General features: G+C 65.4%; 27 protein-coding genes. 14 read left to right on the top strand and 13 right to left on the bottom strand.

Features of this window, described 5'->3' with window-relative positions:
* Position 1: 1 nt before the first annotated feature.
* The gene (gene rpsU, locus BoBH3_RS00930; protein ID WP_262328876.1) at positions 2-265 is read right to left on the bottom strand and encodes a 30S ribosomal protein S21; all 264 of its coding nucleotides are present in this window, start codon (positions 263-265) and stop codon (positions 2-4) included.
* Between the two features lie 150 nt (positions 266-415).
* Positions 416-625, bottom strand: coding sequence for a cold-shock protein (locus BoBH3_RS00925; protein ID WP_262328875.1), 210 nt, complete (start codon positions 623-625; stop codon positions 416-418).
* A gap of 262 nt (positions 626-887) precedes the next feature.
* On the opposite strand from BoBH3_RS00925, the gene BoBH3_RS00920 reads away from it, so the two are divergent.
* On the top strand, positions 888-2,087 hold the full coding sequence (locus tag BoBH3_RS00920) for a hypothetical protein (protein ID WP_262328874.1): 1,200 nt from the start codon (positions 888-890) through the stop codon (positions 2,085-2,087).
* 25 nt (positions 2,088-2,112) lie between these two features.
* Here BoBH3_RS00920 and BoBH3_RS00915 read toward each other — a convergent pair whose 3' ends face one another.
* Positions 2,113-2,994 carry a type 1 glutamine amidotransferase gene (locus BoBH3_RS00915; protein ID WP_262328873.1) on the bottom strand — a complete coding sequence of 294 codons (882 nt, stop codon included), beginning with the start codon at positions 2,992-2,994 and terminating at the stop codon, positions 2,113-2,115.
* A 115-nt stretch (positions 2,995-3,109) separates the two neighbouring features.
* On the opposite strand from BoBH3_RS00915, the gene BoBH3_RS00910 reads away from it, so the two are divergent.
* On the top strand, positions 3,110-4,033 hold the full coding sequence (locus tag BoBH3_RS00910; RefSeq protein ID WP_262328872.1) for a DMT family transporter: 924 nt from the start codon (positions 3,110-3,112) through the stop codon (positions 4,031-4,033).
* A 136-nt stretch (positions 4,034-4,169) separates the two neighbouring features.
* Here BoBH3_RS00910 and bla read toward each other — a convergent pair whose 3' ends face one another.
* The 6 genes from bla to BoBH3_RS00880 all read right to left on the bottom strand — a co-directional run bounded on the left by bla (position 4,170) and on the right by BoBH3_RS00880 (position 9,836).
* A complete protein-coding gene (bla, locus tag BoBH3_RS00905) occupies positions 4,170-5,168 on the bottom strand; it encodes a class A beta-lactamase (protein WP_262328871.1) in 999 nt (332 codons plus the stop codon).
* 105 nt (positions 5,169-5,273) lie between these two features.
* Positions 5,274-5,552, bottom strand: a complete 279-nt coding sequence (locus BoBH3_RS00900) for a DUF1902 domain-containing protein (protein ID WP_262328870.1) — start codon at positions 5,550-5,552, stop codon at positions 5,274-5,276.
* Positions 5,553-5,560: 8 nt separating this feature from the next.
* Positions 5,561-7,150 (bottom strand): phosphoglycerate dehydrogenase, encoded by a 1,590-nt coding sequence (serA, locus tag BoBH3_RS00895; protein ID WP_262328869.1) that lies wholly within the window; start codon positions 7,148-7,150, stop codon positions 5,561-5,563.
* A 168-nt stretch (positions 7,151-7,318) separates the two neighbouring features.
* Positions 7,319-8,497 carry a phosphoserine transaminase gene (locus BoBH3_RS00890; protein WP_262328868.1) on the bottom strand — a complete coding sequence of 393 codons (1,179 nt, stop codon included), beginning with the start codon at positions 8,495-8,497 and terminating at the stop codon, positions 7,319-7,321.
* A gap of 117 nt (positions 8,498-8,614) precedes the next feature.
* Positions 8,615-9,169: a Swt1 family HEPN domain-containing protein gene (locus BoBH3_RS00885; RefSeq protein WP_262328867.1), complete on the bottom strand. Its 555-nt coding sequence runs from the start codon at positions 9,167-9,169 to the stop codon at positions 8,615-8,617.
* A 31-nt stretch (positions 9,170-9,200) separates the two neighbouring features.
* Positions 9,201-9,836 (bottom strand): DUF5343 domain-containing protein, encoded by a 636-nt coding sequence (locus BoBH3_RS00880; RefSeq protein ID WP_262328866.1) that lies wholly within the window; start codon positions 9,834-9,836, stop codon positions 9,201-9,203.
* 350 nt (positions 9,837-10,186) lie between these two features.
* Here BoBH3_RS00880 and BoBH3_RS00875 point away from each other — a divergent pair, with 350 nt between their 5' ends.
* Positions 10,187-10,561, top strand: coding sequence for an endonuclease domain-containing protein (locus BoBH3_RS00875; RefSeq protein ID WP_262328865.1), 375 nt, complete (start codon positions 10,187-10,189; stop codon positions 10,559-10,561).
* 745 nt (positions 10,562-11,306) lie between these two features.
* Here the strand turns inward: BoBH3_RS00875 and BoBH3_RS00870 are convergent.
* Entirely contained in the window at positions 11,307-11,552 is a 246-nt protein-coding gene (locus tag BoBH3_RS00870; protein WP_262328864.1) for a hypothetical protein, read from the bottom strand.
* A 359-nt stretch (positions 11,553-11,911) separates the two neighbouring features.
* Between BoBH3_RS00870 and BoBH3_RS00865 the strand changes: the two genes are divergently transcribed.
* Both BoBH3_RS00865 and BoBH3_RS00860 read left to right on the top strand, forming a co-directional pair.
* Complete coding sequence (locus BoBH3_RS00865; protein WP_262328863.1) at positions 11,912-12,841, top strand: hypothetical protein; 930 nt, start codon at positions 11,912-11,914, stop codon at positions 12,839-12,841.
* Positions 12,842-12,927: 86 nt separating this feature from the next.
* On the top strand, positions 12,928-13,188 hold the full coding sequence (locus BoBH3_RS00860; protein WP_262328862.1) for a hypothetical protein: 261 nt from the start codon (positions 12,928-12,930) through the stop codon (positions 13,186-13,188).
* A gap of 10 nt (positions 13,189-13,198) precedes the next feature.
* Here BoBH3_RS00860 and BoBH3_RS00855 read toward each other — a convergent pair whose 3' ends face one another.
* Complete coding sequence (locus tag BoBH3_RS00855; RefSeq protein WP_262328861.1) at positions 13,199-13,654, bottom strand: RbsD/FucU family protein; 456 nt, start codon at positions 13,652-13,654, stop codon at positions 13,199-13,201.
* Positions 13,648-14,523 carry an amidohydrolase family protein gene (locus BoBH3_RS00850; protein WP_262328860.1) on the bottom strand — a complete coding sequence of 292 codons (876 nt, stop codon included), beginning with the start codon at positions 14,521-14,523 and terminating at the stop codon, positions 13,648-13,650. Before BoBH3_RS00850 ends, BoBH3_RS00855 begins: the two co-directional genes overlap by 7 nt.
* Positions 14,524-14,735: 212 nt before the next feature.
* Between BoBH3_RS00850 and BoBH3_RS00845 the strand changes: the two genes are divergently transcribed.
* From BoBH3_RS00845 to BoBH3_RS00810, 8 genes are all read left to right on the top strand, one after another.
* A complete protein-coding gene (locus BoBH3_RS00845; RefSeq protein WP_262328859.1) occupies positions 14,736-16,073 on the top strand; it encodes an ABC transporter substrate-binding protein in 1,338 nt (445 codons plus the stop codon).
* A 148-nt stretch (positions 16,074-16,221) separates the two neighbouring features.
* Positions 16,222-17,148 (top strand): carbohydrate ABC transporter permease, encoded by a 927-nt coding sequence (locus tag BoBH3_RS00840; protein WP_262328858.1) that lies wholly within the window; start codon positions 16,222-16,224, stop codon positions 17,146-17,148.
* Positions 17,148-17,966 carry a carbohydrate ABC transporter permease gene (locus tag BoBH3_RS00835; RefSeq protein ID WP_262328857.1) on the top strand — a complete coding sequence of 273 codons (819 nt, stop codon included), beginning with the start codon at positions 17,148-17,150 and terminating at the stop codon, positions 17,964-17,966. Before BoBH3_RS00840 ends, BoBH3_RS00835 begins: the two co-directional genes overlap by 1 nt.
* A gap of 88 nt (positions 17,967-18,054) precedes the next feature.
* Complete coding sequence (locus tag BoBH3_RS00830; protein WP_262328856.1) at positions 18,055-18,951, top strand: dihydrodipicolinate synthase family protein; 897 nt, start codon at positions 18,055-18,057, stop codon at positions 18,949-18,951.
* 21 nt (positions 18,952-18,972) lie between these two features.
* Positions 18,973-19,650, top strand: a complete 678-nt coding sequence (locus BoBH3_RS00825; protein ID WP_262328855.1) for a GntR family transcriptional regulator — start codon at positions 18,973-18,975, stop codon at positions 19,648-19,650.
* A gap of 106 nt (positions 19,651-19,756) precedes the next feature.
* Complete coding sequence (locus BoBH3_RS00820) at positions 19,757-20,749, top strand: sialic acid TRAP transporter substrate-binding protein SiaP (RefSeq protein WP_262328854.1); 993 nt, start codon at positions 19,757-19,759, stop codon at positions 20,747-20,749.
* A gap of 153 nt (positions 20,750-20,902) precedes the next feature.
* Positions 20,903-21,403 (top strand): TRAP transporter small permease, encoded by a 501-nt coding sequence (locus BoBH3_RS00815; RefSeq protein WP_262328853.1) that lies wholly within the window; start codon positions 20,903-20,905, stop codon positions 21,401-21,403.
* Positions 21,400-22,686 carry a TRAP transporter large permease gene (locus BoBH3_RS00810; RefSeq protein WP_262328852.1) on the top strand — a complete coding sequence of 429 codons (1,287 nt, stop codon included), beginning with the start codon at positions 21,400-21,402 and terminating at the stop codon, positions 22,684-22,686. Before BoBH3_RS00815 ends, BoBH3_RS00810 begins: the two co-directional genes overlap by 4 nt.
* Positions 22,687-22,708: 22 nt before the next feature.
* On the opposite strand, the gene ppk2 is transcribed toward BoBH3_RS00810, so the two are convergent.
* Positions 22,709-23,659: a polyphosphate kinase 2 gene (gene ppk2, locus BoBH3_RS00805; protein ID WP_262328851.1), complete on the bottom strand. Its 951-nt coding sequence runs from the start codon at positions 23,657-23,659 to the stop codon at positions 22,709-22,711.
* Positions 23,660-23,778: 119 nt separating this feature from the next.
* Between ppk2 and BoBH3_RS00800 the strand changes: the two genes are divergently transcribed.
* A complete protein-coding gene (locus BoBH3_RS00800; protein ID WP_262328850.1) occupies positions 23,779-24,834 on the top strand; it encodes an ATP-binding protein in 1,056 nt (351 codons plus the stop codon).
* The last annotated feature ends 10 nt before the right edge of the window (positions 24,835-24,844 follow it).

Here is a 24,844-nt window from a genome sequence, read left to right as displayed (position 1 = left end):
ATCAGGCCAGCGCTGCGGGACGGGGCGGCCGGGCCGGCCGCTCGACACGCTTCGGCGCGGGGAGCAAGCCTTCGCGCTGGGCCTGCTTGCGCGCCATCTTGCGGCTGCGTCGGATGGCCTCCGCCTTTTCGCGAGCACGCCGCTCGGACGGCTTCTCATAGGAGCGGCGCATCTTCATTTCGCGAAACACGCCTTCGCGCTGGAGCTTCTTCTTGAGAACGCGAAGCGCCTGGTCGACATTGTTATCGCGGACGAGAACCTGCATTCGGAATCCCTGTTTCTTCGAGACGCTCTGAAAGAAAAAGGGCCGGGTTGTGCCCGACCCTCCGTGACCGTCCGGCGTTCAAGCGAAACCGGGCGCCGCTACATCCACGGTCGCCCTGATCTCGATCGCCTCGCCGGGCGGTGTCTCGGCTCACTCCGCCTGAAGATTGTCGGCGGAGGTTTTTCCGGAGCGCTTGTCCTGCACCAGCTCATAGGAAAGCTTCTGGCCTTCCGTGAGAGTGCGCATGCCGGCGCGCTCGACGGCGCTGATATGAACGAAAGCGTCCTGCCCGCCATCGTCGGGCTGGATGAAGCCGAAGCCCTTCTCGGGGTTGAACCATTTGACTGTGCCGCTGGCCATGCTGACCTCCTGTAAAGCGAGCCTCCACACGCAGCGGACGCCGCGCGTGTTTCGATGTGAGCAGGAATTTCGTCAGCAATGCGCGTTGATGCGCGGGCCAATTCGTTCGGCCTGTATCGATCAGGTCAATATGGGCGTCGTACAGGACTTTGTCAAACTTCGCGGATGATCGCGGGAAACGGAAGAAAGACTTTCTGGAATTTGTAGTGCGCCAGCAGGCGCGTTTACGCGATTTGCGCTCGATACCTCCGGCGTTCGACCGTTGCGTCCTGTATTCAAAGGAGGCTTCAGCGCCCGAGCCGGGAAACCGCTGGATCGCCGATGCTCAAGCTGCATCCCCGAGCCGAGTTCCTCTGTGCGGGCCGTCACAGACGATGCCGGTGCGGCTGGCCAGTTTCTCGGGCGGTGCCCGTGGCCGGCTGCTGCCCTGGGAGCATACGGCCCTGCCTGGGCGGGGAGCCTTTCCGCTCTGGTGTGCTTGTTCAGGACGACAGGTGATCGAATGGCGATCCGTGCTTCCATCCTCGAGCCGAATTACGATTCATTCTTCGATCCTGGCGGGCCCGGACAGGCTGCGCAGCTGCGCATCAGGCTGAAGGTCACGCTCATTCCCCTCGATCCCTCTACGGCCTGGGCCCGAGCGGGGCATTCCTCCAAGCTGCCGGGCGCGCCGACGGGGCCGATGCCGCCCTCGCATCTGGCGGCCAACGAGGCCGCCATCAAACGAGGCAGCGTGCTTGATGCGAGCAGCAACCCCGTGCCCTGCCGCAGTTGGCTCGCCAGCGAATGGCGGGCCTTCACTTCGCGCTTCAAGCACACGGTGCAGAACTCATGGAACAACCAGATGGTGTTCCTCCCCGTCGAAAGCGGCGACAGCCTGAGCGATGCCGACTTCAGGCTTTTGATCGGCAATCCGCGCATGCCGGCGCATGTCGCAGGCGTGCTCGAGGTCGACTTGCAACCGCCCGGCGCGGACGCTCATGCCATCATCGAGGTCGCCCACCTCGCCAATCCGGGCGACACGTTCCGGGACCGCATGACGCGCATCACGGATGAAAGCGTGCTCTTCGCGTTCAACCGCTTTACGGCCGGACGCGCCCGCGGCGTCAGCGGCCAGACCGGCCAGATCGCTGCGGCGCATGAGGTCGGCCATTGGCTGCGCAATCCGGGGACGAAGGTCTTCGACCATGTCGATCGCGCCTACGCGCTGACCCTGCCGAGCGCGCAGCGGGACAATGCACAGTATGGCCGCACGCTCGGGCGATATTATTCGATGATGGGCGGCGGCAGCGTGGTGACTGACCATGACGCGACGCCGTGGCTATCGCGGCTGCGCCGGCACACCCCGATGAAGCTGGGGTGGATCTATGTCCACCGCCTGCATTTCCAATGGAGCCCCCTCGACGTGTCGCCGCGCCAGAAGCGGCTGCTCGCGGCAGCCGGCTTGCCCAGGAGCGCCTGACCAGGGCCGGCTCTGACGCCGCGCCTCAGGCCCGGCCGCGCTCGCTGGCGTGGGGCTTCACCCGGTGCTCGACGAAGTTGCGGAGTTCCGTGACGCGGCGCTCGGTCTCCAGCACCTCGCGGTCGAGGCCATGCGCCCAGGCAAGGTCCTGCCGCCCTGGCTCGGCGTCGAGCACTCGCAGATCCTCCAGCCAGGCCTCCGCCGAGACCTCGTCCTTGCGGAAGCCTTCCGCGATCAGTGTCGGCACCATGCGGCCGAGGATGGAGGCGACCTGCTTCAGCGGGAATTCGGGATGGTACTGCACGCCCCAGAAGCAGCCGCCATCGTGCTTGATCTCGGCGGCCTGGATCTGGGCATAGGCGTTGGAGGCGAGGATGGTCGTGCCATGCGGGGGCAGGGCGACGGCGTCGAGATGGATCGCCGGCGCGTCGTAGGCGGCCGGGCGGCTCTTCAGCAGCGGGTGGTTGCGGCCGGCCTCGGTCGGCGCGATCCGGCGGGCAAAGCCGACCTCGCGGCCCTTCGGATTGGTGGTGACGGTGCCGCCCGCCGCGACCGAACCGATCTGGATGCCCCAGCAGGAGCCGAAGCAGGGCGTGCCGCTGGCATAGATCGCTCGCATCAGCTCGACCTGCCGGGTCACGGCCGGGTCGGGCTCGTAGATGTGGAGCGTCGAGCCGGTGAGGAAGATGCCGTCGTAGGATTCGAGCCCCGCTCCGTCGGGCAGATTGGCGCCCTCGTCGGCCGGCAGGCAGATGTCGGAGACGATGTCGGGCGCGAAGGCCGCGATCTCGGCCGCGTAGGATTCCCCGAAAGCCTGGCCATAGGCCGCCTTCAGCCCGTCGCGTTGCTCGCGGATGTTGCCGTCGACGAAGAGCAGGCGCAGCGGGCGGGAGGGGGTCTCGATCATCGGGCGTTTCCGTTCGGGATGCGTCGGGCGACGGGCGGGTGTGCGCGCAATGTCATATGAGACAGGCGCCGCGCAAGGCTATTGCATGGCCCCTTCCTCGCGACAGGGCGGAAACGTGGACCCAGACCGGACTTCGACGCTGAGCTGGCCGCGGGCGGCTTGGAACAACGCCTACCTGCTGATGATCGTGACGACGCTGATCTGGGGCGGCAACGCCGTTGCCAGCCGGCTCGCCGTCGACAACATCACGCCGATGGCGCTGACCGCATTCCGCTGGATCGGCGTGTGCCTGATCATGCCCATCCTGCTGCGGCGGCAGATCGCGGAAAATCTTCCCCAGATCAAGGCACATTGGGTCTATATCGCCCTGCTCGGCATCACCGGCTTCACCGCCTTCAATACGCTGATGTATGTCGCGGCCTATTCCACCTCGGCGATCAACCTCGGCATTCTGCAGGGCTCGATCCCGATCTTCGTGCTGCTTGGCGCCTTCATCGCCTATCGCACGCCGATCGGCGCGATGCAGGCGCTCGGCGTACTGGTCACCCTGCTCGGCGTGGCCGTGACCGCGAGCCGCGGCGATATCGATGTGCTCGCGACGCTGCGCTTCGTCCCCGGCGACCTGCTGATGATCCTCGCCTGCTTCTTCTATGCGGGCTTCACCGTCGCGGTCCGCAACCGGCCGCCGATGCCGCAACTCGTCTTCTTCACAATCGCCGCCGCCTTCGCCTGCCTGTCCTCGCTGCCGCTGCTGGCGGCCGAGATCGCGTTCGGCCGCTTCCATATGCCGACGCTCGCCGGCTGGGCTATTCTCGCCTTCACCGTGATCGGCCCCTCGATTATGTCACAGCTCTCCTTCATGCGGGCGATCGAGCTGATCGGGCCGGGCCGGGCGGGCGTGTTCGTCAACCTCGTGCCGGTCTTCGCGCCGATCCTTGCCGTGCTGATCCTCGGCGAGCCCTTCGGCCTCTACCACGCCGTTGCGCTGGCGCTGGTGCTCGGCGGCATCTTCATCGCCGAGCGGCTCGGGCGGCGGTAGGACTCGGCGAGCCTGTCCGTCATGGTCGGGCTTGTCCCGACCATCCACGTCTTCGCCGGTCGAAGGCCGTGTTCAAGACGTGGATGCTCGCCACAAGGGCGAGCATGACGCGTGGCGCCTGTTGTCGGGACGGCGATCAGCGCAGCGCCGAGACCGCAAGCCTGGCCATCGCGGCGTGAACCGCCTCGCGCTCGGGGGCGCCGGCACGCGAGCCGGTCAGATAGATTGCGATGACGAAGCGGCGTCCGTTCGGCAGCGTGACGATGCCGATATCATTGGTGGCGTGGTTGATGCCGTCCGTCGTCAGACCGGCGCCTGTGCGATGGGCGAGACGGGAGCCTTCCGGCAGGCCGGCCTTGATGCGATCGGCGCCGATCTTTGTCTCGGTGATGATCCTGTCGAGGAAGGCTGTGTGCGCCGGGTCGCGCAGCCAGTTGCCCTTCGCCCAGCCTTCGAGGAAGAGCGCGCTGGCTTCGGGCGTCGCGGCGTCGCGCTTGTCCTTTAGCGCCTGGGAGAGCGCAGCGATGCGCTTTTGCGGGTCAAGCGCCTTCAGATCGGCGCGCAACTTCTGCTCGTCAGCGATCTCGTCCCAGCTAAAGCCCTTAAGGCCGTAGATCTCGGGCTGGAACTGGCGCTCATAGCGGTCGACCGAGATGCCGGTGATGCCGCCGTCGCGCAGCATCTTCGTGACCACCTGCGGGCCGCCGATCTCGCGCATCAGCAGGTCGGCGGCGGTGTTGTCGCTTTCGCCGGCGACGAGGCGGATCAGCTCGCGCAGCGGATACTCGTTGCGCTCGCCCTTGAAGGCCTTGGCGAGCGGGCTGTGGAAGAGCGAGAGGTCCCGGCGGGTGACGGTGATCTTCTGGTCCAGCTTGAACTTGCCGGCTTCGACCGCCTGCAGCACCGCGACCGCCAGCGGCAGCTTGAAGACGCTCTGCATCGGGAAGGTCTCAGCCCCGCGATGGGACCATTGCTGGCGATCCTTCAGATCGAGGAGCGCGACGCCGAGCCGGCCCTTTGACTTCTGCTCGATGGCGGCGATGCCCTGATCGAGTTTCGCACGGTCCCAGTCGGCGTAGGCGGGCAGGGCGGCGAGGCAGGCGAAGGCGGTGGCGAGGCAAAGGCGGGCAGGCATGGACGGCTCTCTCCGGCAGGGAGCCGAGAGGAACGCGGGCATTGCGGCAGGGATGGGGCGGCTTGGCGATGTGCGCCCGCCCCGGCTCCGGAGAGCGCTCCCGGGTCAGTCGGCTGCGATCTGTTCCGGGCCCGCTTCGTCCTCCGCTTCGCACAGCTCGAGCTCGACCGGGCAGCCCTCGATGCCGAAGCATTCGGGCAGGGCCTGCTGCAGCCGCTCGCGCAGCTCTTCGAGCGTGTTGGCTTCCGTGACGATGCCGAGGTCGCCGGTGTCGACCGCGTACCAGAGGTCCGCTGCTTCATCGCGGCGGACCTCGAACTTGATCGGCTCCAGCGGCGCCTCCGGGCGGGAGGCGACGATGGAGCGCAGGGTGTTGAAACGCATTTTCGGAGTCAGAACCTCAAACGCCGAGCCCGCTTGACCATCGGGATCTCGTGGATGCGGGCCAGTAGCTCGTCCGAGATCGGCTCGTCAATGGAGACGTAGCAGATCGCGTCGCCGCCCGGCTTGTCGCGGCCGAGCGAAAAAGTCGCGACATTGACGCCAGCCTCGCCCAGCAGCGAGCCGAAGGCGCCGATGAAGCCCGGCTTGTCTGCGTTGCGGACATAGAGCATATGCGGCGCGAACTCGGCATCGACCGCGATGTCGCGGATCTCGACGATGCGCGGCTTGCCGTCCTGGAATACCGTGCCGGAGGCGTGGCGCGGCATGTCCTCGGCCTCGACGACGATGCGGATGACGCTTTCGAGGTTGCCGGCGACATCGCGGGTCAGCTCCTCGACGACGATGCCCTTCTCCTTCGCCACCATGGCCGAATTGACCATGTTGATCTCGGGCAGGAAGGGGCGCAGCACGCCGGTGATCGCGGCGGCCGAGATCGCCTTGAGGTTCAGGCTCGCGACCGCGCCCTCATATTCGATGCGGATGCCCTTGACCGGCGCCTCGGTGAGCTGGCCGAGGAAGGAGCCGAGCTTCTCCGCGAGATCGACGAAGGGCTTGATGCGGGGCGCTTCCTCGGCCGAGATCGAGGGGAAGTTGACCGCGTTGGTGATCGCGCCCTTGAGCAGGTAGTCGCTCATCTGCTCGGCGACCTGCAGCGCGACATTCTCCTGCGCCTCGTTGGTGGAGGCGCCGAGATGCGGCGTGCAGACCACGTTCTCAAGCCCGAAGAGCGGGTTTGTTTCCGCCGGCTCCACCGAGAACACGTCGAAGGCGGCGCCCGCGACATGGCCGGACTTGATGAGGTCCGCCAGCGCCTGCTCGTCGACGAGGCCGCCGCGGGCGCAGTTGATGATGCGCACGCCCTTCTTGGTCTTGGCGAGGTTCTCGGCCGAGAGGATGTTCTTCGTCTTCTCGGTCATCGGGACGTGCAGCGTGATGAAATCGGCGCGCTTCAGCAGATCGTCGAGCTCGACCTTCTCCACGCCCAGCTGCACGGCGCGCTCGGCCGAGAGATAGGGGTCGAAGGCGATGACGCGCATCTTCAGGCCGATGGCGCGCTCGGCGACGATGGAGCCGATATTGCCGGCGCCGATCAGGCCGAGCGTCTTGGCCGTGATCTCGACGCCCATGAAGCGGTTCTTCTCCCACTTGCCGGCCTGGGTGGAGAGGTCGGCGGCCGGGATCTGGCGGGCGAGCGCGAACATCATGGCGATGGCATGCTCGGCGGTGGTGATCGAGTTGCCGAAGGGCGTGTTCATCACGATCACGCCGCGCGAGGTCGCGGCGGGGATCTCGACATTGTCGACGCCGATGCCGGCGCGGCCGATGACCTTCAGCTTCGTCGCCTGCTCCAGCAGCTTGGCGGTGGCCTTGGTGGCGGAGCGGATGGCGAGGCCGTCATACTCGCCGATGATGGCGGCGAGCTTGTCCTTGTCCTTGCCGAGGTTGGGATCGAACGTCACGTCGATGCCGCGATCCTTGAAGATCTGCACGGCGGCGGGGGAGAGGGCGTCGGAGATGAGGACGCGGGGCTTGGTCATGGGATGGCTCCGGCTGCGCCGCGCTGCACGGGGAGCGGTCTGGCGCGCATATCTGAGGGAAAGGGCGTCATGGCCGGGCTTGACCCGGCCATCTCGGGACGCGAAGGCGCAAAGTGGCGCCTCTTCTTGAAAGAGATGGTCGGGTCAAGCCCGACCATGACGGCCTGATCAGGCCGCCTTCTTGCCGAGCCCCGCCTTGGCTTCGGCGAAGGCGTATTCGATCCAGGGCAGCAGCGCCTTGACGTCGCGCGACTGGACGGTCGCGCCGCACCAGATGCGCAGGCCGGGAGGGGCGTCGCGGTAATGGCCGAGGTCGTAGCCCGCGCCGGCCTTCTCGATGATCGAGGCGACCTGCTTGGCGAAGGCCGCCTGCGCGTCCGCTGGCAGGGCGGTGACGGCCGGGTCGGTGAACTTCAGACACACGCTCGTGTTGGAGCGCGTCTTCGGCTTCACGGCCAGGAAGTCGATCCAGTCGTTCTCTTTCACGAATTTGGCGATGGCGCGGGCATTGCCGTCGGCGCGCTTCACCAGCCCGTCGAGCCCGCCGACCTTCTTCGCCCAGTTCAGCGCGTCGATATAATCCTCGACCGCGAGCATGGAGGGCGTGTTGATCGTCTCGCCCGAGAAGATGCCCTCGATCAGCTTGCCGCCCGAGGTCATGCGGAAGATCTTCGGCAGCGGCCAGGCCGGCTTGTAGGTGAGGAGCCGCTCAACCGCGCGGGGCGAGAGCACGATCATGCCATGCGCAGCCTCGCCGCCGAGCACCTTCTGCCAGGAGAAGGTGACGACATCGAGCTTCTGCCAATCGAGGCGCTGGGCGAAGGCAGCCGAGGTGGCGTCGCAGATGGTCAGCCCCTCGCGGTCATCCGCGATCCAGCTGGCGTCGACGACGCGCACGCCGGAGGTGGTGCCGTTCCAGGTGAAGACGACGTCGCGGTTCTTGGTGTCGACCTTCTTCAGGTTCGGCAGCTCGCCATAGGGCGCCTCAAAAGTGCGGACATCGGCCAGCTTGAGCTGCTTGACGACATCGGTGACCCAGCCGGCGCCGAAGCTCTCCCAGCTGAGCATGTCGACGCCGCGGGCGCCGAGCAGAGACCACAGCGCCATCTCGACGGCGCCGGTGTCGGAGGCCGGCACGATGCCGATGCGGTAATCGGCCGGGGCCTGCAGAACCTCGCGCGTCAGGTCGATCGCGAGCTTGAGCTTGTCCTTGCCGATCTTGGCGCGATGCGAGCGGCCGAGCGGGGCGTCTGAGAGGGCTTTGAGGTTCCAGCCGGGGCGCTTGGCGCAGGGGCCGGACGAGAAATTAGGCACGCGCGGGCGCGTGCTCGGTGCGGTATTCGCCATCGATGTCTCCATCCTTACAGATGGGCGCGCCCCGTTGGGGGGGCGTGTCCCGTCGATGGGGGTAGGATGGGGAGGGGTGGGGAGTCAAGCGGCGTTAGCTCGGCAAGCTCGCGGTGCTCAAGACATAATTCGGAACCACGATCTCACTGCAAGATTTAATCGCTCTTGCTCCAATTCGTCGGTCGGATTGCAATGCGCAATAGGTCCTCTCAAAAGATTAAGTTGGTTTGATATGTTGCTTACTGCCACCTTTGAATTAAAGACCGTTTCGAATAAATCCCAGTTATCAGTTATAATTTGTGATAATTCTCCGAATGTAGTGTAGTCAATTAATTTGTCTGATCTTGGCGTTATTCCGGAATCTATTTCTTTCTTTCGTCTCTGAGCCACAGGTTCCTTGATGCGTTTCTCGTCAATTCTGCTACTTTCCCACCAAGAGGGGCCCTCGGACTCCAGAATTATATCAGCGACTAGGCGTCGTATTGAGTTTTCCAGGCAATAGAATATTTCATAGAACTCTGACATGCGTAATGATTCTGTGCGCAATGAGGCCTCAAACTGCTCATATTCAGTCGTTTTTCTACTTCTTTCTTTTTTTGGGAGGTGCCCAAGTTCGATTCCGAATTGTTTTTCAATGCGCGACATGCCAGATGCTATCTGCAGGCCTGACATGCCAAAGGCTCGGATCAACCCGTCAGGTCGTTTAGGCATCGTCGCTGCTCAAAAGGTGGCTTTTCAGACTTTTAAATATAGCATCGAATACTTCTGGATCGGACGTGGCGGGTAGATTTAGATTTATTGTGTATCCCAAATTTAGCCCAATTGTACCTTGTTGCCTACCCGCTGAAGCAGGCGGCGGGGTAAGCGGCTGCACATCCGTTTCGCGTTGTGGGAGGTCCAGTGCGACATCTTTCTTCTTGAAGTCTGCGAAAAATTTGAGATGTTTAATGCATGTAAAAGTCAATTTTACTGTATTTGAATCGTGTGGTTGGCCGGTTTCTTCCGTTATCAATCCGATTAACGCGGAGTCATTTAGTTCATGCATGTATTCGTTTCTAACATACAGAGGCGCGTATCCAATTTTTATGACTGATGCTACGGCTTCCCCCGATAAGCTGGGGTTTCTAAATTTTTTATACGCGTCGCTTGGGGTGCCGTCTGGATTAACAAATCCAATTTTCTTCAAATAACTAGTCATCTGATCGCCGGAGCCGCCGGGGATTTTCAGTATCGTTTTTACGAAATCCAAGCTTACGCGATCTGGAACAGCCGCAGATTTAATGCCGTTCAAGGCTTTATCGATATTACCTGGAGAGGTTACGTACGGAAGTTGCGCCATCTGAACCCCAATATTGTCACTTAAAATTCGATTAAACCTACGCGATATCCCCGATTCTGCAAGCCGTCTATAACGGGGCATGTTCCTGCCGCTTTGGTTCTAGTTGGTACTATGGCCGTGGCCCAACTTTGGATGAGGCTGGGCGCCTGATCCAATTAGTTCATCGGCGATCCACGGATAATCTCCACGCCGGGCGAAACCCCAAACACCTCGCCCGTGAGCTCGATGGCCCTAAGGCCAAGGGCGGGGCGACGTACTGGCCAACATCCTCGCCAATGCCGGGCTGAAGCCGACGGTGCGCGGGGAACCCCTCTCCCGGATGGGAGAGGGGCAGGGGTGAGGGACCGCCGTTGATCACAAAGGCAAGCGCGCTCGACATCCTCCCGATGACAAGCGAGCGGTGCCAATTCGCCCGACAACTCCGGCAGCGCGCAACCGAGCCGGAAGACGTGCTGTGGTCGCTGCTGCGAAACCGCCGGCTCGACGGGCTGAAGTTCCGTCGGCAGGTCCCCTTGCTCGGATACACGGTGGATTTCATCTGTATCGATCGAAAGCTGATCGTCGAGATCGATGGCCGCCAGCATGGTTGGGAGGCGGGCTATGATGAGGCACGGACGGCGGAGATTGAGCGGCACGGGTTCAGGGTCGTGCGCTTCAGTAACGCGGATGTCGTGGATGACAGGGATGCCGTCATCGCCGCTATTCGCAAGGCGATCGGCGGATAGGTCGCGCCCTCATCTGCAACCGCAGGCCCTCACCCCTACCCCTCTCCCATTCGGGAGAGGGGTTTCCCGCGCCTGCCGACAAAGGTGGCGCGAAATTTATCCCCGCCCGTTCTCACCCGCTTATCCTCACCCCACCTCATCCCCGAGGGGCAGCCATCCGGAGGTGTGCCGTTGGTGGGGGCGAGGGCGGCGCCTGCGGCTGGACTCACAAGCCAGACTCGGGAGGCTTCGGGGCACCGCCCTGGGGGTACTACGGCCCCTGTGCGAGGAGCTCGCTGGAAGGCTCGGCCGGTGACGGATTGCGTAAGCGAGGACGCGACGAGGCGATGAGCCGAACTGGCGTCCAAGCCCGCATCTCCTGATCTGCCCAGCCGTATAAGCGCGGCCCGGAGACTTAAGAACGCCGGAAGCGGAGCGCCACGGGGCGTGCGGATGGTGGCTCAATCCATCCGCGCCGTTTCCTGGCTCAATGGAAGCGGCTCTATATCCACCGCGCCTCGCGGCGCTCCGCTGCCCCTCGATCACAGCCGCCGCGTGGAAGCGCGGGCGGGGTTTGGGCGTGCGCGGGAAACGCGGGGAACCCTTCTCCCGTGTGGGAGAAGGGCAGGGATGAGGGACTGCCGCTGATTGTCAGGGCAAGCCGGCCGCCGCTGCGCCTTCTGCAGCAAGGGCACTCCCTCATCCGGCGCTCCGCGCCACCTTCTCCCATCCGGGAGAAGGAAAGAGGCGTTGTGGTTCCCGCCCCTCAATCCCCCGTCATCGTCATCTCGGCGTCGATCGCCTTCATCTTCGGATTGGCGGCGCAGAAGGCCCTGATCTTGTTCGCGACAGGGGCGGCGTATTCGCTCTTGCGGTGCGCGCCGGATTTCAGCCAGTCGGCGCAGCTCAGCTCCCGGTCGGTGATGCGGGCGGCGGCCGGGGCGGCGAGGAGGAGCACAGCGCAGACGGCGAGGAGCATGCGGGCGAGGAGGGCGCGGAAAGGGCGGGGCATCGTCTGGTCCTGATGGGCAGCCGCATCGCAGGCCTGCCTCGAGCGGCGCTCCTGCCCTGCGTCGCGGCCCCATGCAAATGCGATTGTCGCGGCCCCGCTGTGTGGGCAGGGCAGTTCGGGCGGAGAGGGGGCAGTCAGGGGTTGGCGTTATCCGTCGCCGCGCCGCTGCGCCGAGGCCCTTCGCTCCTCGGTTCGAACGATGCGTCACAGGGGGGCAGCGGAGTAGAACAATCCAACTGAGTGCTTGCCTGCCCTGCTGCACGCTGCCGCCGCGATGACGGTGCGCTGGATCACTTCCGAGGGCCCAAGCCTGCCTTAGCCTTGAGACGCCGTATCGCAACCATAACGGATGCCGTGCCATGGCCATCGCGAAGCCTCCCAGAGGCGGTCCTCACCCCCTGCCGAAGGGATATATCCCCCCGGGCGGCATCGCCCACGACGTCAAGGATGGCGAAAGCTGGAAGTCGCTGGCTGCCAGGTGGTTCATCAATGTCGAGTATCTGGTCTGGTTCAATTTCCAGACGAACAATCCCGATGAGGTGAACTGGTATCTGCAGCGGAATGTCGGCTGCACGAAGGAGACGAAGGACCGGCGCAACTACGAATTCAGCTCCAGCGACAAGCCGGGGCGGATCTATCGGCCGACGCCCAAGCCCATCGTCTTCAAGGACGGCATCGACGAGTTCAACGAGAATGTCGGCAGCGGCACCGATCTCGGCAAGGCGCTGCAGGCGGCCGACCAGTCCGGCGCGATCTATGACTATCTCGGCTTCGCGCTGAACGTGTCCGACTTCCTGATGACCGGGCTCGCGATCGGCGCGGTGGAGCTCGGCGCCGTCGGGCTGGCGCTGGATCTTCTGGGGCCCGCGCTGGCGATCGTCGGGGTGGGGTTGGCGCTGGGCGGCCCGCATCTGGGCGCGCTCAACGAGATCAAGAAGGACAAGGCGCTGAGCGGCATCACGCAGGGCATTGTGCTCGGCGCGGCTGGCGAGAAGATCACGTTCATCCGGGAGCAGTTCACGGATAATTCCAAGGACTACAATTCGGTCTACCCGGAGCAGCGGAAGAATTTTCAAGCGGCCTATATCGTCGGCCTGCTCAAGGGCATCGACTACGGAAAGAAGCTCACCAAGCGGGAGCGGCTGCTGCTGTTCCAGAACCTGGAGAAGCAGGCGGGATACGCCAATCCGGGGGACTTCTATATGCACCGCGCTTCAAAGCCGCCCCGCGTGCGGCGGGATTATTACATCGAGTGCGCGGCGAAATTCCGCAAGCAGACGGCGAAGTAGGCGGCGCTGTCTGCGCGCCGGCGGTTTGAGACCGGTGGCAGATGGGTTAAGCCGCGTCGACAGATGCGATCCACGGAGCCGACCTGATGGCCAAGAAGACCCCCGAACAGCTCACCCGTGAATTCGAGGGCCGCAAGGCCAAGGGGCTGGCCAAGGGCGGGGCGGCGTTCTGGCCCAACATCCTCGCCAATGCGGTGCTGAAGCTCACCGTGGCGCGGGAGGAGATCACCGCCGAGACGCTGATCGCGCTGATCGAGCGCGAAGGCGAGACGCTGGACGTCTCGGTGAAGTCCGGAGCGGCGGAGGCCGTCGCGCGGTTGAAGCAGGCCGTGGCCAAGGGGGCGTGAGGCTAAGGCCTCAGCCCGGCTCGCCGGCGATGACGCCCTTGCGCAGCAGGAAGCAGCCATAGGGGCGCGGATCGCCGGCCTGCACGACCGCGAAAGACGCCTTGGCGGCGTCGTAAAAGGCGAAGCGGTCGATGCTCGCCAGCTTGGTCGGGCGGCCGAGCGCGGCGTCGATCTCGGCCTGCACGGCGCGCTGCACCGGCGGCACTGCCGCGGGATCGCCTACCACCTCCATGCGCCGCAGCGGATCGGGCTCGAAATCGTCGATCGGCAGCACGGAGAGGATGGCGCGGGCGGCGCGCTCCAGCGTCAGCCCCGGCAGGCGGATCAGCCGGCCGCTTGTGGTGGCGCGCGCGATCGTTTCGGCCGGGTGGTTGGCGTCGACGAGGGCGAGGTCGTCGCCATGGCCCATCGCGGCGAGCACCCAGAGCAGGTCGGCCGAGAGCACGGTGTCGAGGTTCTTCAGCATGGCGGTTTTCCTGCTGCGGGGCTTCTGCCCCTCTTGGAAAGGTAGATGCGGGCGGCATTGCCGCCGAAGATCGCGGCGCGGTCGCTCTCGGAGAGCGTTGCGGTGAGGTTGCGGGCCGTCTCGAACCAGCGCTCGTAGGAGGCGCGCAGCGTCACCACGGGCCAGTCGCTGCCCCAGAGCAGGCGCTGCGGCCCGAAGCAGGCGAGGAGGTGGATGACGACCGGCGAGAGCGTCGCGTCGGTCCAGCCGGCGGCGGCCTCGGTGACGAGGCCGGAGAGCTTGCAAGACGTGTTCGGCCGGGCGGCCAGCGCCGCGATGCTGTCGCGCCAAATATTGAGGTCGGCCGTGGTGAGGTCCGGCTTGGCGCCGTGGTCGATGACGACGGGAAGCTCGGTTTCGCGGTCGAGCAGCCTGAGCAGCGCCGGGATCTGCGGCGGCTTCACCAGCGCGTCGAAGACGAGGCCGTGGCGTTCAAGCGCGGCAAAGGCGGGGGCGAGATCGGGCCGGGCGAGCCAGTCCGGATCGGGAATGTCCTGCACCATGGGGCGCAAGCCGACGAGCAGCGGGTCGGCTGCCAGCGCGGCGATGCGATCCGCGGCGTCCGGCGCCTCGAAATCGGCCCAGCCGACGACGCCGGCGACGAAGGGCGTGGCGGCGGCGGTTTCGAGCAGGAAGCGCGTCTCGGCCTCGGTCGGCGCGGCCTGGACGAGGATGGTGGATGCGATGTCGTTCTGGGCGAGGAGGGGGCTCAGGTCGTCGGGGCCGAAGTCGCGGTAGAGGGGGGCGAGCACGGGCGTCAGCCAGCCATAGTCGCCGCGGGCGAGCTGCCAGAGATGCTGGTGGGAATCGATGCGGGGCGGGCTCTTCACGGCGGGCTCTCGCGCGAGGTCTGAGGGGGCGGTCCGGCTGGTCGTGAAGACACTATGTGCACCCCAACATGTTAGCTTGCAACCGGCTTGAAAGCGGATTAGCGTCCGGCTCGATCGCGGGAGCAAACCCGTGCGACCAAAGCCCGCAAAGGGCAAGAGATCCGTGGCCGATTGGCCCCGTCTTTCGATGCAATGTCCTGGGGAGGACGCCGATGACCGATCAGATTCTCAAGCCGACCCGTCGCGTGCTGCTCGGTGGCGCTGCGGCCGCAATCGCCTCGCCGTTCGTGCTAGGCGAGGCGCGCGCGCAGGCCGCCTTCAACTGGAAGCGCTTCGCCGGCCAGTCGATCGACGTGCTGCTCGTCAAGAACCCGCGTTCGGACCTGATGCAGCAGGCCGAGAAGGAATTCACCGAGCTGACCGGCATCAAGGTCTCGGCCGAGCAGGTGCCGGAGCAGCAGCAGCGCCAGAAGGCGGTGATCGAGTTCGCCTCGGGCAAGCCAAGCTTCGACGTGAGCGGCATCTCGCTGCATGTGCAGAAGCGCATGGCGGCGAAGGGCAAGTGGTTCGAGAACCTCGACCCCTACATCAAGAACGCCTCGCTGACGGCGCCAGAGTTCGACTTCGCCGATTTCGGCGCTGGCCCGGTCGCCTATGCGCGGCAGGCCGACGGCTCGCTCGATACGATCCCGTTCTTCGTCGATTACTGGATGGTCTACTACAACAAGGAGCTCTTCGAGGCGAAGGGCGTGGCCTTCCCGAAGACGATGGAGGAGATGGCGAGCGTCGCGGCGAAGCTGCACGATCCGGCCAAGGGCATCGCCGGCTTCGTCTCGCGCGGGCTGAAGAATGCCAACGTGCCGGTGTGGACCTCGCTGCTGCTCGGCCAGGGCATGGAGACGACCTCGCCGGAGGGCAAGCTGCTTACCGATACGCCCGAGGCGATCTGGGCGGGCGAGCTCTACAAGAAGCTCAACAAGGACACCGGCCCGCAGGGCGCTGTCGGCTTCAACTGGAACGAGTGCCAGACCACATTTATGCAGGGCCGAGCTGCCATGTGGCTTGACGGTATCGGCTTCGCCACGCCGCTGGAGGACCCGAGCAAGTCCCGCATCGTCGGCAAGGTCGGTTACGGCATCACGCCGCCGGGGCCGAAAGCGCATCATGCCGGCATGTTCGCCGACGGCATGGGCATCTCGCGCGGCTCCTCCAAGAAGGAGGCGGCCTGGCTCTACATCCAGTTCATGACCAACAAGAAGAACCAGATCGCCATGCTCAAGGCCGGCGCGGGCGCGCCGGGCCGCTCCTCGGCCTATCTCGACACCGAGACGATCGCGAGTTCGAAGTTCGGCAAGCAGTATTTCGAGTGCCTGCTGGGCTCGGCCAAGATCGCGCGGGCGGGCCTGCCGCAGATCGTGCCGGTCACCGAGTTCCGCGACGTCTTCGGCGTGGGGCTGACCAATGCGATCGGTGGCGCCGATGTGGCAACCGAGCTGAAGAAGGCGACCGAGACCTTCGCGCCGGTGCTGGCGAAGAGCGAGCAGGGCTGAGGGCAAGGACCTCGGCCTTCGGCAAAGGGCGTCATGGTCGGGCTCGTCCCGGCCATCCATGTCTTTGCTGGCCGGAGGGCTGAGTTCAAGACGTGGATGCTCGCCACAAGGGCGAGCATGACGGCGGGTTTCCAGTGAAGCGCAGCAAATGACCAGCACGACCCTACCTGCCAGCATATCCACCAAGGCGCCCGTGGCTCCTGCGGTTTCGCAGGATTTCACGCCGCGCTATTGGCTGTTCTCGCTGCCGGCCGTGCTGGTGATCGCGGCGGTGATCGTCTTCCCCTGGCTGTTCACGCTCTACATGTCCGGTCACGACTGGAAGATCGGCGGCGACGTCGAGTTCGTCGGCCTGGGCAACTTCGCGGAGATCGTGAAGGACCGGCGCTTCATCGAGTCGATGGGGCACACAGCCTATTTCACCATCCTGGCAGTGGTGCTCCCCATTGTCTTTGGCACGGCGGCGGCGCTGGTGTTCCATCGCGAATTCCCGTTCCGCGGGCTGCTGCGCACGATCTTCGTCATGCCGATGATGGCGACGCCGGTGGCGGTCGCGCTGGTCTGGACGATGATGTTCCATCCGCAGCTCGGCGTGCTGAACTACCTGCTCTCGCTCGTCGGCATCGGCCCTTCGGCCTGGGTCTACGATCCCGGCACGGTGATCCCGACGCTCGTCATGGTCGAGGTCTGGCACTGGACGCCGCTGGTCATGCTGATCGTGCTCGGTGGCCTCGCCGGGCTGCCGCGCGAACCCTATGAATCGGCGCTGATCGACGGCGCCAATGACTGGCACATGTTCCGGCACATCACGCTGCCGCTGGTCTGGCCCTTCATCATGGTGGCGATCGTGATCCGCACCATCGATGCGCTGAAGGCCTTCGACACGATCTTCGTGATCACGCAGGGCGGGCCGGGCACGGCGTCGGAGACGCTCAACATCTTCCTCTATCTGCAGGCCTTCCAGTTCTACAAGATTGGTTACGCCTCGGCCGTCGTGGTGATCTTCTTCGTCATCATCATCATGCTCTCGCTGCTGCTGCTCTATGCCCGGCAGAAGTCGAAGTGGAACGCGTGATGACCCGCATGCTCAAAAAGCTCGGCTTCTGGGCCTCGGTCTTCGTGCTGGTTTCGCCCGCGGTGCTGGTCTTCCTCTGGATGATCTCGCTCTCGCTGAAGAACGAGCTCGACAACACCGCCTTCCCGCCGGTCTTCATCCCCGATCCGCCGACGCTGAAGAACTATGTCGACGTGTTCGCGCAGAACAATTTCGGGCTCTATCTCTGGAACTCGATCCTCGTCACCGGCGGCGCCGTGCTGCTCGGCCTGCTGGTCGGCGTGCCGGCGGGCTATGGCATCGCACGCGGCAAGGCGCACAAATTCGCGATCCTGATCCTGGTGGCGCGGATGACGCCGGCGCTGTCCTACCTGATCCCGCTCTTCCTGCTGTTTCAGATCACAGGGCTGGTGGGCTCCATTACGGCGCTCGTCATCACCCATCTCGTCATCACGATCCCGATCATCGTCTGGATCATGATCGGGTATTTCGAGAACATTCCCATGGAGCTCGAGGACGCTTCGCGCATCGACGGCGCCACGAGCTGGCAGGCGTTCCGCCATGTCGCGCTGCCGCTGGCCAAGCCGGGGATCGTGGTCGGCGGCATCCTCGCCTTCATCTTCTCCTGGAACAACTTCATCTTCTCGGTGGTGCTCGGCGGCAAGGCGAGCCGAACGCTGCCCTCGGCCGTCTACAATTCGCTGACCTTCGAGCAGATCTCCTGGGGGCCGCTGGCCGCGGCGGCGCTGCTGGTGACGCTGCCGGTGCTGCTGGTCACCGTCATCGCACAGCGCCAGATCGTTGCCGGGCTCTCGGCCGGAGGCCTGAAGGACGGCTAATTCTCCTGAAATGCGGGCGTTCCGCTTGCGGGTATCTCTATCCTCATTCTAACATGTCAGTCACCGTTCAGCCCTGAAAGTGCTCACCATGGCTCTCGATCAGAACCGCTTCGGCCTCTCCTGCGCGATCACGACCCCGATGCGGCCCGGCGGCAGCGTCGATCTCCATCGCCTCGTCCATCATGCGCGCCATGTCCTCTCGCGGGGCTGCGACTCGGTCACGCTGTTCGGCACGACGGGCGAGGGCGCGGCGTTGGGCTTGCCGGCGCGCGGGGCGATGATGGGCGCCCTGATCGGGGCGGGGGTCGATCCGGCCAAGCAGATCTATGCCGGCATCGCAGCCGCCTCGCTGCACGAGGCGGTGGAGCAGGCGCGGCTTGCGCTCGATGCGGGCGCCAAGGGGTTGCTGGTCGCGCCGCCCTTCTACTTCAAGGGTGTCAGCGACGAAGGGCTCTATGCCTGGTTTGCGCAGTTCTTCGAGAAGCTGGGCGCTGCCGCACGCAATGTCGTGCTCTACCACATCCCGTCGGTGACGGCGGTCGACATCAGCGTCGGGCTGGTGCAGCGGCTGAAGACGGCCTTCCCCGGCCTCGTCATCGGCGTGAAGGATTCCTCCGGCAGCTACGCCAACACCGAGGCGCTGCTGAAGGCGCATGGCGAACTCGCCATCCTCGTCGGGGACGAGCGCCAGCTCGCCAAGGCGGTGCGCAACGGCGCGCAGGGCTCGATCTGCGGCGTCGCCAATCTGGTGCCGGAACTGCTGCGGCCGATGGTCTATGAGGGCAAGGACAGCGCGGTCGTGAACGCGCTGGTCGACGAGATCTGCTCCTACCCGGTGATGGCGGCCGTCAAGGCGCTGACCGGCCATATCCATGGCGACACCGGCTATGGCGCGATGCGCGCGCCGCTGGAGGCGCTAGACGAGGCGACGCGGAAGCAGCTCTTTGCTGCCTTCGATTCGATCACGCAAGCCAAGGCCGCCTGACAACGGCCTGAAGGAGGGGATGTGAGCCAGCCGGAGCAGGAACCGCGCGAAGGCGAGCCGCTGAAGCTGAGGGAGCGTGCCTATGCCTCCTTCACCGAGCGGCTGCTGGCGCGCGAGATCAAGCCCGGCCAGTTCGTCACCCAGCGCGAGCTCGTCGCGATGACGGGCTTCCCGCTCGGCGCCATCCGCGAGCTGATTCCGCGACTGGAAGCGGAGGGGCTGATCAAGACCGTGCCGCAGCGCGGCATGCAGGTCGCCCATGTCGACCTCGACCTGATCCGCAACGCCTTCCAGTTCCGCCTCTTCCTCGAGAAGGAGGCGACCGCGCTCTATGCCCAGAATGCCACCGACGAGGAGATCGCCGAGCAGCGGGCGCGGCACGAGGCGATCGTCGCGCGTGCCGAGGCGGGCGGTGACGAGCGCCTGATCGAGGACGCGGAGGATGTCGACCGGCTGATGCACGAGGCGATCATCGATCACCTCGACAACGACATCGTCAGCCAGGCCTTTCGCGTGACCTGGCTCAAGATCAGGCTGATCCGGCAATACGAGACGCGCATTCACAACAGCATCATCGTGCCGGTGATGCGGGACCATCTCGCCATCATCGACGCCATAGAGTCTCGCGACGCCGCGCGCGCCGCCGAAGCGATGGCCGCCCATATCGGCAATGCCCGCACACGGGCGATGCAATACTGAGAAGCGATATTATCGAGAGGCAAGAGCAATAAGAATCGCGATTTCGCGCAGCAATACCGCAGCATGACGAGCCGGAATAACCGGCCGCAACGGGAGGGAAACGATCATGACGAGACTGACGAAGCGAGATTTCATCCAAGGCTCAGCGGCCCTCGGCACGGCCGTGTTCATGCCGGCCATCGCGCGGGCGCAAGCGACGGTGCTGCGCTGGGCGGACGGACAGCCGGTGACGCATCCCTCGCCGCAGGCGGCAGTCCGGGCTGCGGCCGAGCTGAAGGAGAAGACGGGCGGGCGCATCGAGGTCCAGAGCTTTCCCGGCGGGCAGCTCGGTTCCTCGCGCGACATGGTCGAGGCTGTGGCCTCCGGCGCGCTGACGATGGTGACGGAGGGGGCGGCGCAGCTCGGGCAGTTCGTGCCGCAGCTCTCGATCATCGAGGCGCCCTATATCTGGCGCGACCCGGCGCATATGACGCGGGCACTCTCCTCGCCGTTGATGGACGAACTCAACAAGGCGCTCGTCGAGAAGCGCGGCATGCGCGTGATCGGCGTCAACTATTACGGCGTGCGCCACATCACCAGCGGCAAGAAGGAGATCCGCTCCGCCGAGGACATGAAGGGCTTCAAGCTGCGCGTGCCGGAGGTCGACACCTTCAAGGCCATGGCGGAAGCCTGGGGCGCGCGGCCGACGCCGCTGAATTTCTCCGAGCTTTATCTCGCCCTGTCGCAAGGCGCGGTGGACGGGCAGGAGAATCCGCTGCCGACCATCGCCTCGGCAAAGCTCGGCGAGGTGCAGAAATACCTGATCCTCAGCGCCCACATTATCACGCCGCGGCTCGTCATCGTGAACGAGGCGGCCTGGAAGAAGCTCTCCGCCGCTGACCAGGCCGCGGTCAAGGCCGCAGTCGACGCCTCGGCCGCCTGGCAGGACAAGGAGATCATCACCCAGGAGAGCGGGCTCGCCGATACGCTCGGCAAGGCCGGCATGACGGTGATCACGCCTGATCTCGAAAGCTTCCGGAAGCCGGTGCTGGCGTCGCTGCCGGCCAAGTTCGAGAGCAAATGGGGCAAGGGCCTCTGGGAGCGCATCCAGTCGCTCTGAGACTGACGCTGGCGCGCTGTCATTCTCGGGCGACCGCAGGGAGACCCGAGAATCTCGCCGACGAGATGCTCGGGTCGCGCCCGAGCATGAAGAGCCTCTTCGCCCTCACGCCGTGCCCGCGGCAACCGCCTCTCCCGTTTGCGGAACATACTTATGCTTGATCGCCTCGTCCGATTCTGCGACCGCGCCATCGATGCGCTCGCCGTCGTGGTCCTGCTCGCGATGCTCACCGCCGTCATGCTCGGGGTGATCACCCGGGCCTATGACGACCCGCTGATCTGGACCGACGAGCTTTCGCGCTACCTGCTCGTCTGGACGGCGGCGCTGGGCTGGGTCATCGCCTCGCGGCGGCGCGTCCATATCCGCATCACCTTCTTCGCCGACATGCTGCCGAAGAGCGCCCGCCACGGCCTCGAAGTGCTGCTTCAGGGCGCGGTGGCGCTGTTCGGCCTGATGCTGATCTGGCAAGGCGCCGAGCTGGTGGAGCGCAACCACGACCTCGAGGCGACCTCGATGTCGATCTCGGTCGCCTGGCTCTATCTGCCGCTGATCCTCATCGGCGCCTTCGTGGCGCTGCAGGCGCTGGCCGAGGCGGCCCAGGCGCTGGCCGGGCGCATGCGCGTCCCCGAGATCGTGACCGAGGTGATCGAATGACCACCCTGATGTTCCAGATCACCGGCGTTTGGTTCCTGGCCATGCTCGCCGGCATGCCACTCTTCGCCTCGATGGGGCTCGCCGCCTTTGCCTTCGTCGCACTGGCCGATCTCTCGCTCTCCATCGTCCCGCAGAAGATCGCCCAGACGGCCAATTCCTTTCCGCTACTGGCGGCGCCGCTGTTCATCCTGATGGGCAACATCCTGAATTCGGCCGGCATCACCGAGAAGATCTTCGCCTTCGCCACGGCTGTGGTCGGCTGGATGCGCGGCGGGCTCTGCCACGCCAACATCATTGCGAGCGTGATCTTCTCCGGCATGTCGGGCTCGGCCGTGGCGGATGCGGCGGGCGTCGGCACCATCGAGATCAAGGCGATGGTCGACGAGGGCTATGACCGGCCGACTGCGGCTGCGATCACGGCGGCGTCCGCGACGATCGGGCCGATCATCCCGCCCTCGCTGCCGATGGTGGTTTACGGCGTCTCGGCCGATGTCTCGATCGGCGCACTGTTCCTCGCCGGGGTCATTCCCGGCATCATCATGGCTGGCGCGATGATGGTGATGGTCCGCTACATCGCGGCGAAGCGCAATCTGCCGCGCCACCCCTGGCCCGGCCTGATGGGGGTCTGGAAAGCCTTTCGCGATGCGTTCTGGGCGCTGATGGCGCCGGTCATCCTGTTCGGCGGCATGATGAGCGGCTATTTCACGCCGACCGAGGCAGCGGCAGTCGCGGCCGTCTATGCGCTGATCCTCGGCCTCTTCGTCTATCGCGACTTCAAGCTGTCGGAACTGCCGAAGATCGTGGTCGAGACCGTGGAGACGACTGGCGTCGTGATGTGCCTCGTCATGGCGGCGGGCGCGCTCGGCTGGTGCATGTCGATCTCGCGCGTGCCGCAGACGCTGACGCCGGCCATCGTCGAGAATATCTCGAACCCGCTGGTCTTCCTGCTGGTCTGCAACATCCTGCTGCTCGTGGTGGGCTGCTTCATGGAAGCGCTTGCCGCCATGCTGATCCTGATCCCGATCCTGGTGCCGGCGGCCAACAGCTACGGCATCGACCCGGTGCATTTCGGGATGATGTTCATCTTCAACCTCATCCTCGGCACCATCCACCCACCGGTGGGGGTGGTGATCTTCGTCACGGCCAAGATCGCCAATATCAGCTTCGAGGCGATGTCGAAGGCGATCATGCCCTGGCTGATCCCACTGCTCGCGACGCTGGTGGCGATCACGCTCTGGCCACCGCTCTCCACCTGGCTGCCCAATCTGGTGATGGGGAAGTGAGCGGGCGCGCCGGCCGGTCTTGTCAGCCCTCCGGCTCGCCGCCACCGTCGAGATAGCGGTCGACCGGAATGACGACGTCATGGTCGAGCGCGCCGATCGCGGCCTCGTCCTTGCCCTTGTAGGGGATCGCCAGCAGCACGTGCCGGATGGCGTTGAGCCGGGCGCGCAGCTTGTCGTTGCTGCGGACGATGAACCAGGGCGCGGCCTCGGAGGAGGTGCGGGCGAACATCTGGTCGAAGGCGCGCGAATAATCGTCGAAGCGGGGGATGGCCTCGAAGTCGATCGGCGAGAGCTTCCAGCGCTTGAGCGGGTCGTGCCAGCGGGCATGCAGCCGCGTCATCTGCATCTCGCGGCCGATCGTCATGAAGAGCTTGACGAGGCGGATACCGTCACGCGCCAGCATGCCTTCGAAGACAGGCGCCTCGCGCAGGAAGGTCTCGGTTTCCTCGGGCTTACAGAACCCCAGGACACGCTCGACGCCGGCGCGGTTATACCAGGAGCGATCGAAGAAAACGATCTGGCCGGCCGTCGGCATCTGTGCGGCATAGCGCTGGAAATACCACTGCCCCTTCTCGGTGTCGGAGGGCTTGGGCAGGGCGACGACATGAGCCTGGCGTGGCGGCAGGTGCTGGGTGAAGCGCGCGATGGTGCCGCCCTTGCCGGCACCGTCGCGGCCCTCGAAGACGATGACGATCCGCTCGCCATGCTCGACAGCCCAGTGCGTCAGCTTGAGCAGCTCGATCTGGAGCGGCAGCAGCTCGCGCTCGTAGCGCTTGCGCTTCATCCGCTTGCCATAGGGGTAGCCGCCGCTGTGATAAGCGGCGTCGACGATGGCCTCCGGCAGTTCCTCGGCCTCGATGTCGAAGCCTGCGTAAGCGCTGCTGTCGCCGTCCGAGGCCGGCTTCGATTTCGCCTTCGCGCGTTCCGCTGCCTTCGCGGACCTCTTGCCGGCTTTCGCGTCCGCCTTGGCCATCGGTGTCTCCTTTTGCCAGACTCTAGCCGGCGATGTCACGGAAGGGAATTGACGCCCCTGCGAGTTCCGCCCAGAAGGGCGCCGAGCCGGCCGATGCCGGCAGACCGCCAGGGCCTGCCATGGTCGACACGATCTCTCCCGAAGGCACAACGACCCGCAGCCTGATCGAGGCGCTGGGCGCGCCCGTCGTCCTGCTCGACGAGCAAGGCGTCGCGCTGGCGCTGAGCCCGGCGATGCGGGCGCTGATCCCGGGGCTGGAGACCGGCAAGCTGCTGGCGATGGTGCTGCGGGACCCGGACCTCAACGACGCCATCGACCAGGTGGCGCAGGAGGGTGTCGCCAGGACGGTCGAGCTCGTCGAGCGCGTGCCGTTCGAGCGCGCCTACCGCATCCATATCGCGGCACTGGAGGGCGGGCGCCGGCGCGCGACGCTCCTGACCTTCCAGGATCTGAGCGAGCAGCGCGTCATCGAGCGCATGCGCGTCGACTTCGTCGCCAATGCCAGCCATGAGCTGCGCACGCCGCTGGCCTCGCTGCTCGGCTTCGTCGAGACGCTGCAGGGGCCGGCGCGCAACGACGAGAAGGCACGCGAGCGCTTCCTCGGGATCATGCGCGAGCAGGGGCTGCGCATGGCCCGCCTCGTCGACGACCTGCTCTCGCTCTCGCGCATCGAGCAGCGCGCCCATGTCGCGCCCGACACGCCGGTCGATCTCGCCGGGATCGCGCGCGAGATCATCGACTCGCTCGCCCTGCTGGCGCGGGAGCGAGAGGTGACGCTGACGCTCAACACGCCACGCGAGCCGCTGCAGGTGCCGGGCGATCGCGACGAATTGCTGCGGCTGATGGAGAACCTCGTCGAGAACGCGATCAAATACGGCAAGCAGAGCGGCGAGGTGAGGATCAACGTCGAGGCGAGCGAGACCGAGGCCAGCTTCCAGGTCCGCGACGACGGGCCGGGCATCGCGCCCGAGCATCTGCCGCGTCTGACGGAACGCTTCTACCGCGTCGACACCGCCGCGAGCCGCGAGGCCGGCGGAACAGGGCTCGGCCTCGCCATCGTCAAGCACATCGTGCTGCGCCATCGCGGGCGCCTCACCATCGAGAGCAAGCCGGGGGAGGGCGCGACCTTCAAGGCGATCCTGCCGCGCTTCGAGGCGGCCGGCCGCGCCGGCTAGGGCGCCCGGC

Source organism: Allobosea sp. BH3 (assembly GCF_025499465.1).
Classification (GTDB): Bacteria; Pseudomonadota; Alphaproteobacteria; order Rhizobiales; family Beijerinckiaceae; genus Allobosea.
Note: the sequence above shows the minus strand (reverse complement) of the source record. Positions and strands in the feature narration are given on the sequence as shown.